This is a genomic window from Sporosarcina sp. P1, assembly GCF_002743155.1.
Taxonomy (GTDB): domain Bacteria; phylum Bacillota; class Bacilli; order Bacillales_A; family Planococcaceae; genus Sporosarcina; species Sporosarcina ureae_B.
On sequence record NZ_PDYS01000034.1, the window covers coordinates 1 to 7,598 of the forward strand.

The window sequence follows — 7,598 nt, forward strand, 5'->3', positions numbered from 1 at the left end:
CGTTCGGGAGGGCTCGCGGTAAGCCAACCAGGTCGCTTCGCTTCCTATTGGTTGTCTTACCTGTCGAGCTGATCCTCCCCGAGTCGCCGCCTTCCACTTCGCTTCACTAGTGTTTCTATTGTGAATTGGAATGGAGAATTCAAGGTCTCGGGAATGCAACGTTGCGCTACGTTCCAGGCGGACGCGTTTGAAGCGTCCCCAGCTGGCGCTTCAATCTCAAACCACTAGCCCTAATCATTTTCTTTCTGCGCACAAAAAAGCCGCGAATTATTTCATTCGCGGCTTAGGTCTAAACGTATTATACTTCAAAAAATGCTGCACGCTTGTCCGCGTCTAAAATCGTACCGATGAAGAACGAGCCAAATACGCCGTAACGTGCACTGACTTCGTCAAAACGCATTTCATAGACGAGCTTCTTGAACTGCAATATGTCATCAGAGAACAACGTGACGCCCCACTCGTAATCATCAAAGCCGACGGATCCGGAAATGATTTGCTTCACTTTACCTGCATATCCGCGGCCAATCATGCCGTGGCTGCGCATTAAACTTTTGCGGTTGTCCATGTCGAGCATGTACCAATTGTCTTCGCCTTCGCGCTTCTTGTCCATTGGATAGAAACAAACATATTGGCTACGTGGTAATTCAGGATACAAGCGTCCGCGTACATATGGGTTCTGATATGGATCTTCGTCAGATTCACCTGCTAGGTAGTTTGATAACTCGACTACCGACACATAAGAATATGCTGGGATTGTGTAATCCGCAATGGTTAACTTATTGAATTCCGCTTCCAACTGCTGAAGTTCATCCATTGTAGGACGTAATGTCATTAGCATGAAGTCTGCCTTTTGGCCAACTACTGTATAAAACGCGTGACTACCTGTTTTAGCCTCATCCGCTTCTTGTATACGCTCCAAAAATGTTAGGAATTCATTGACTGCTGCCTGGCGCTCTTCTTTTGAAATCATTTTCCAAGAAGCCCAGTCCATCGTGCGAAAATCGTGAAGTACATACCAACCGTCTAATGTAATAGCTGCTTCGTTCACTTGAATTCAGTCTCCTTTTAAATTAAAGTAGTTTCTACTTTAAGTGTATCATAAACAGTCTTTGCTCGTTAAGGAATAAGGTAAGACCCACGACATGCATTACAAAAACGAATAGCCAGTTGTCTGAAAACTTCAGGATTCATAGTGTATTAATTTGTCTTTTCAGGTATGATGAATAGGAAAATATAACAAAGGGTGGGAATTACATATGGCAGATCTTTTTGAAGGGATTCGTAAAACGTTGGAAGGTAAAGGAAAGACGATTGTATTACCTGAAGGGGAAGACGTTAGAATACTAGAAGCAGCTGTACATCTTCAACAAGAGGGGATTATTACACCAGTTTTATTAGGTAATGAAGAAGCGGTAAATAAAGCAGCCAAAGATAGTGGTTTCGATATTTCTGAAATTAAGCTGATTGATCCTGCAAACGCTTCCTATTTTGAAGAACTGGCGGAGAAATTCGTTGAACGGCGTGCAGGAAAAGCTACAATTGAGCAAGCGCGCGAGCAATTGAAAGATGTAAACTATTTCGGAACTATGCTAATCTATACAGGACGTGTAGACGGTTTGGTGAGCGGAGCTGCCCATTCGACGGCGGATACAGTTCGTCCGGCATTGCAAATCATCAAGACGAAGCCTGGCATTTCAAAAACTAGCGGCGCTTTCATTATGATGAAAGAAGGAGAGCGTCTAATTTTTGCAGACTGTGCCATTACTGTGAATCCTTCCGCTAAAGAGTTGGCTGAAATCGCTGTGGAAAGTACGAAAACTGCAAAAGCATTCGGCATTGATCCGCGCGTTGCCATGCTTTCATTCTCTACTAAAGGTTCTGCTGTGACAGAAGAGACGGAAAAAGTAGTGGAGGCGGCTAGAATTGCTAAAGAATTAGCACCTGATCTATTGATTGATGGAGAATTTCAATTTGATGCAGCGTATGTACCCAGTGTAGCAGCGAAAAAAGCGCCCGAATCTGTCATCAAAGGCGATGCAAACGTCTTTATTTTCCCGACACTCGATGCTGGAAACATCGGCTACAAATTGACAGAACGTCTGGGTGGCTATGAAGCAATCGGTCCAATCCTTCAAGGCTTGAATGGCCCTGTCAACGACTTGTCACGCGGCTGTTCTGCGGAAGATGTCTACAAACTATCAATCATCACGGCAGCTCAGAGCTTATCATGACAGGCTCGTAGTTTGTGAACCGTCTACATATAATCCAGATCACTCACTATAGGAGAGCTAGACATGTCACAAGATAAACGTTTACTAAATCAACCAGCTTGGCGTTTCATCGACGAATCGATTTCAGCACGTAATCGTTCCGCACTCGAATCATTCGCTATGGATGATACGTTATGCCAATTAGTTGGACAGCAACAAAGTGTACCGGTTGTCAGGACATGGGTACATGACAAGACGATCGTGTTAGGAATTCAAGATCATCGGATGCCGTTCATTCAACAAGCGATGGATGGAATCGAGCGACACGGCTATCGTTCAATCGTCCGCAATTCGGGCGGCCTTGCAGTCGTGCTAGATGAAGGGATATTAAATATCTCCTTAATCTTTTCCGAACAGAAGTCTTCGATTGATATTCCGGTAGGCTACGAAGCGATGTTATCACTAGTCCAGCTATTATTTCCTGAACTTGGCGAACGGATAGAAGCCTATGAAATTGTCGGATCTTATTGTCCGGGATCGTATGATTTAAGTGTCGATGGCAAGAAATTCGCAGGGGTTTCTCAACGGCGTCTGCGTCAAGGAGTCGCTGTGCAAGTGTATTTATGCATTGAAGGCAGTGGTTCCGAACGCGCAAAATTAATTCGTGAAGTTTATGACAAAGGCTTACAGGGTCAGCAGACGAAATTCAGCTATCCTGTGATCCAACCGGATACAATGGCGTCATTATCGGAAATTCTGGATACACAATTGACGGTCAATGAAATCGTTATTCGTCTGCAAATAGTATTGCGTTCGTTGACGGAAGATGTGCGTCACGGTGGGTTAACAGACGAGGAAATGGAATTGTACGGATTTTATTTGCAACGTGTCTTTGAACGCAATCAAAAGATGTTATCATAGTACGAAAAAAAGCTGCCAATCAGTTATTGATTGGCGGCTCTTTTGATGTGATTAAATTCCCATTCGGTTCCATTTTAAACAACGGTGCGACGTGCTCACTTTCTTCATTCAAAGCGATTAATCGACGTGCACGATTCATGATTTGGACGAATTGCTCATAATCATCTTTCAACGTTCTATTCTCTTTTTTCAGATCTTCAATTTGCGCTTCTAGCGATTTCATTTGTTCCGTCGCTGTTTTTGCTGTCTGTCTCCATCGCAGAGCATCCGTATCCGCACCGCCGTTATGATGCATGCGAATCAAATAGGCAATGACCGTATCGAGTGATAGGGCGGATAATGGAACTTGGATTTTCTCCTGACCATCTGCGCCTGTCTCGGGGTTATACATTTGTTGGTTACGTCTTTTAAAATCTGTACCTAGTACACGTAACGTTTGCTTTCTCTCTTTCTTCGCTTCAGAGAGTTCACCCTCGTAGTCTCTTCGCACGACGGCATTCCATCTGAACCCACAAGCTGCCGCTGTTCGGTTCAGTGCGTCACCTACTTCCTCAAATGCACCTAACTGTGTACTTCCTTCTCTTACATGTCGTAGCACCGTCTCTGCCAATAATTCATCGTCTTGTTCTAACCAAGCGTCTTGTCTAACTTTCACCATCTCCATGCCTCCTGTCTTGTACTCTCTTTCTACTGCCATTATGACCACGAAACGAATCTTTTATTCAGAGAGTCACAAAATTCTATGAAGATGGTAATAAAATGGGCGTTTATTTTGGGTGAGTAGGAGTTAAGTAAAGTGAGTGGGGGTAGGCTGACAGGGTGTTGGGGAGGGGATTTGCGCTTCGGAGGGGACGCTTTTCCTGAGAGCCCGCGTCGAGCCAACCAGTCGCAAGCTCCCTTAGTTGTCTCTCCTGTCGGGCTGATCCTCTGGGACGCCAATCCCTTCAATGCGAGTAGGTGCTCCATTTTGTTGTGCATGGAAGTTAGGTTTGTAATCTATTTTAAACTTGAATAAGTTTAGCCAAAATAATAACTTACATATTAGCTACAGTGAGTGATCTAAGTACCACCACTCAATAAGTAGGATGGAAGCGGAAGTTGGGGGCGACCGATGGATCAGCCTGATCAGGTAAGACAACCAAAAGAGAGCGTAGCGAACTGGTTGGCTCACCGCAGGCCCATGGGAAAGCGTCCGTCAGCTGGAGCTTCCATCCCCTCGTAGATACTAAGTCACTATCTTAAATTTGAAATTCCACACACAATCCTATTTAAAATCCGTCATAGTGTACTATGTCGCGTCACGTCGTTTTTTGTTATACTGGAACGAATGAAGGATGAGGTGACGACATGGCGTACCAAAACGAAAAACTGCCCGAAGAAAAAGTGTTTAAAGACCCCGTGCATCGCTACATACATGTAAGAGATCGCGTAATATGGGACCTCGTCAACACACGCGAGTTCCAGCGTCTGCGCAGAATTCGCCAGCTTGGCACCACCTACTTAGTGTTCCACGGCGCAGAACACAGCCGCTTCCAGCATTCGCTCGGTGTCTATGAAATCGTCAGACGAATTCTCGACGATGGCTTCAGTGGGCGTGAAGAATGGGACGAAGAACAGCGGCTCGTCGCACTTTGTGCTGCACTATTGCATGATCTAGGACACGGGCCGTTTTCCCACGCATTTGAAAAAGTATTCAATCTGGATCACGAACAATTCACCCAGCAAATTTTATTGGAACAGACAGAAGTCCATGAAGTGCTGCGTCGTGTGTCGCCAGATTTCCCTCAAAAAGTGGCGGATGTTATCGACAAAACGTATCCCGATAAACTGGTCGTTAGCTTGATTTCCAGTCAAATCGACGCAGACCGTATGGATTATCTTCAACGCGATGCATATTACACAGGCGTTTCCTACGGCCATTTCGACATGGAACGGATTTTGCGTGTCATGCGCCCGACTGAAGACCAAGTAGTCATCAAGCATAGCGGCATGCATGCGGTGGAAGACTATATCATGAGCCGCTATCAGATGTACTGGCAAGTGTATTTCCACCCAGTGTCGCGAAGTGCAGAAGTGATTCTGATAAAAATTTTACACAGAGCGAAATATTTATTCGAAACGGGGTATGCATTTAAGCAAGAACCCGTGCACTTCATTTCGTTTTTTGCACAAGAGTTCAAATTGAAAGAGTATATAGCTCTTGATGAGGGCGTGTTATTGACGTATTTCCAGATGTGGATGGAAGAAGATGACACGATTTTAGCGGATTTGTGCGATCGCTTCGTGAATAGACGGTTGTTTCAATATGCCGAGTTCGATCCTGCAGTGCAATATATGAAATTCGGTGAACTTATTACATTGTTTAAAGAAGCAGGACTCGATCCTGACTATTATTTAGTGACGGATTCTTCATCAGACTTGCCTTATGACTTTTATCGTCCAGGTGAAGAGAATGAACGTGTGCCGATTTATTTACAGCTAGAAAATGGCGATTTGCGTGAACTGTCGCGAATGTCCGATGTGGTCGAAGCGATATCAGGAAAACGCAGAACAGATCATAAAATTTATTATCCTGAAGACTTGTTAGTAGATGGAAACCCGTTGCATGAGAAGATTTTGGAATTGTTAAGAGGTTAAGAGAGGGGTTGCGGGACTTGCTGCAAGAGCATGCAAAAATCGTTCAGTTTATATCGTTGGCGAATGAAGTAAATGGCCGTAAGAAAATGCAGAAGATGGTTTATATATTGAAGAAAATGAATTTCCCGTTTGCCGAGAAATATGAGCTCCATATGTATGGTCCTTATTCGGAAGAACTGACATTGCGAGTGGAAGAATTGTGTGAAATGGGCTTTTTGGCTGAACGTTTCGAGGACAAGGGTTCGTATAAGCAATATTGCTATCAAGTGACGGATGAAGGATCGAAATTCCTTACCACAGCAGAAGCACCGAAAGAACAGTTGCCAAAATGTATCGAACGATTAAATGAAAAATCATCACGCTTTTTGGAATTGGTCTCCACATTGCTATTTTTCGATCAGCTGGACAAAGAAGATCAAATTGCTAAAGTACGTATCGTGAAAAACAAATTGAATTTTACTGATCAGGAAATGGATCAAGCTTTTGCCTTCATCGAAGAGATGCAAGTGAGTTCAGTCAGTTAAATGGATCAAGTAAAAAGGATTCTCACGATGAGAATCCTTTTGCTGATTTTACTGGTCACTCATAAGTTTCCCATTTTTAAAAAGATGATTTTTTGGCATTTCTTCAATGAAAACTGTTACGCTATCAGTAGTAGCACCAGTCGTTTCTACAACGGCTTGCGTAACTTTTTCACATAATGCACGTTTTTGTTCATCAGTGCGGCCTTCAAGCATTTTTACAGTAACGTATGGCATTTTGTTTCCTCCTTAGCAGAAAATTCAGGTATAGTACATATAATAACAGAGACGGAGGGCGATTTACATGGCAAGTGAGCAAAATTCAAAACCAAAGTTGGGCTTTACGATAATAAAAAATGACCCAACAGATGGACACAAAGGATTCGGCATAGGTTCGTTATCATTAGAAAACATCTCGCCTGTGATCATCGATGTAGAAGCGGGTACGGCGCAAGTGGAAATGGGTGCTATGCATGCCCGTAGTGATACGGAACGAGGAATTAAATTCACAACGGATCGCAAAGATTCTGAAGGCGGTAAACCATACTGGCTCGTTTGGGTGACAATTGATTACCGTGAGGAAGGTCCGTATTACGCAGGAATCACAGCTTGTGAAATGGTCGTCAACCGTGAGAAGAGACGCGGCTATAAGTTACTTGCAGACCACGTCAACCGTATGGACAAATCTATGAAACGTCAAATTATCGTAGACGATATGGACGATCGTTCGAAAAAAATTCTTAAGGACTTTCTGATATCACATAACGCAGAACTGTGGGAACGCAGTACACCTGAATTACACGAAGGTTTGCGTACTGAGTTAGACGTAAAACGGGATAATTGAAAAGTACAATTCTCGTCAAATGCGTCAAAAATGTGACAATTTGCATTACGTCCTCTTTGAGGTTGAATGTCTGCATCAAAGGAAGTAAACTAAACATACAGCTTTGCGCTGTAATCTAGGACACCCGCTATATAGACAGTCGTTTGATGAAACCACAAACCCAAGCAGTGAAGATTCATTCGATCACTACATAACGGTCAAAAAAGCCTTGCTCTCCGCGGATACGGAGAACGAGGCTTTTTTCAATGGGTATTTGGTGAGTGAAATATACTTCAAGTGCTCATAGTTTATGGCTGAGCGCTCTATGCAGGCGTGTGTTCGCTCATAGTTTGTCGCTATGCGCTCTATGTTGGCGTGTGTTCGCTCATAGTTTGTCGCTACGCGCTCTATGTTGGCGTGTGTTCGCTCATAGTTTGTCGCTACGCGCTCTATGTTGGCGTGTGTTCGCTCATAGTTTGTCGCTAC

The 7,598-nt window shown here is 43.8% G+C and carries 8 protein-coding genes; 5 read left to right on the forward strand and 3 right to left on the reverse strand.

Features of this window, described 5'->3' with window-relative positions; translation table 11 throughout:
* Positions 1-298: 298 nt before the first annotated feature.
* A complete protein-coding gene (gene hemQ / locus CSV73_RS16040) occupies positions 299-1,048 on the reverse strand; it encodes a hydrogen peroxide-dependent heme synthase (RefSeq protein WP_085132659.1) in 750 nt (249 codons plus the stop codon).
* A 208-nt stretch (positions 1,049-1,256) separates the two neighbouring features.
* Here hemQ and pta point away from each other — a divergent pair, with 208 nt between their 5' ends.
* Both pta and lipL read left to right on the forward strand, forming a co-directional pair.
* Entirely contained in the window at positions 1,257-2,231 is a 975-nt protein-coding gene (pta, locus tag CSV73_RS16045; RefSeq protein WP_099628073.1) for a phosphate acetyltransferase, read from the forward strand.
* A gap of 63 nt (positions 2,232-2,294) precedes the next feature.
* Positions 2,295-3,131, forward strand: coding sequence for an octanoyl-[GcvH]:protein N-octanoyltransferase (gene lipL, locus CSV73_RS16050; protein ID WP_099628074.1), 837 nt, complete (start codon positions 2,295-2,297; stop codon positions 3,129-3,131).
* Positions 3,132-3,150: 19 nt separating this feature from the next.
* On the opposite strand, the gene CSV73_RS16055 is transcribed toward lipL, so the two are convergent.
* Positions 3,151-3,789 (reverse strand): RsfA family transcriptional regulator, encoded by a 639-nt coding sequence (locus CSV73_RS16055; protein ID WP_085132662.1) that lies wholly within the window; start codon positions 3,787-3,789, stop codon positions 3,151-3,153.
* 689 nt (positions 3,790-4,478) lie between these two features.
* On the opposite strand from CSV73_RS16055, the gene CSV73_RS16065 reads away from it, so the two are divergent.
* Together CSV73_RS16065 and CSV73_RS16070 are read left to right on the forward strand one after the other, a co-directional pair.
* Entirely contained in the window at positions 4,479-5,768 is a 1,290-nt protein-coding gene (locus CSV73_RS16065; RefSeq protein WP_085132663.1) for an HD domain-containing protein, read from the forward strand.
* Positions 5,769-5,785: 17 nt separating this feature from the next.
* A complete protein-coding gene (locus CSV73_RS16070; protein ID WP_085132664.1) occupies positions 5,786-6,292 on the forward strand; it encodes a YwgA family protein in 507 nt (168 codons plus the stop codon).
* Between the two features lie 48 nt (positions 6,293-6,340).
* Here CSV73_RS16070 and CSV73_RS16075 read toward each other — a convergent pair whose 3' ends face one another.
* The gene (locus CSV73_RS16075) at positions 6,341-6,526 is read right to left on the reverse strand and encodes a 2-hydroxymuconate tautomerase (RefSeq protein WP_085132665.1); all 186 of its coding nucleotides are present in this window, start codon (positions 6,524-6,526) and stop codon (positions 6,341-6,343) included.
* A gap of 67 nt (positions 6,527-6,593) precedes the next feature.
* Between CSV73_RS16075 and CSV73_RS16080 the strand changes: the two genes are divergently transcribed.
* A complete protein-coding gene (locus CSV73_RS16080) occupies positions 6,594-7,133 on the forward strand; it encodes a YwhD family protein (RefSeq protein ID WP_085132666.1) in 540 nt (179 codons plus the stop codon).
* Positions 7,134-7,598: the final 465 nt, after the last annotated feature.

Bases quoted from the DNA above. Each gene is read 5' to 3' on its own strand.
- CSV73_RS16055 (WP_085132662.1), bottom strand. From the start codon at position 3,789: ATGGTGAAAGTTAGACAAGACGCTTGGTTAGAACAAGACGATGAATTA.
- CSV73_RS16075 (WP_085132665.1), bottom strand. From the start codon at position 6,526: ATGCCATACGTTACTGTAAAAATGCTTGAAGGCCGCACTGATGAACAA.
- lipL (WP_099628074.1), top strand. From the start codon at position 2,295: ATGTCACAAGATAAACGTTTACTAAATCAACCAGCTTGGCGTTTCATC.
- CSV73_RS16065 (WP_085132663.1), top strand. From the start codon at position 4,479: ATGGCGTACCAAAACGAAAAACTGCCCGAAGAAAAAGTGTTTAAAGAC.
- CSV73_RS16080 (WP_085132666.1), top strand. From the start codon at position 6,594: ATGGCAAGTGAGCAAAATTCAAAACCAAAGTTGGGCTTTACGATAATA.
- pta (WP_099628073.1), top strand. From the start codon at position 1,257: ATGGCAGATCTTTTTGAAGGGATTCGTAAAACGTTGGAAGGTAAAGGA.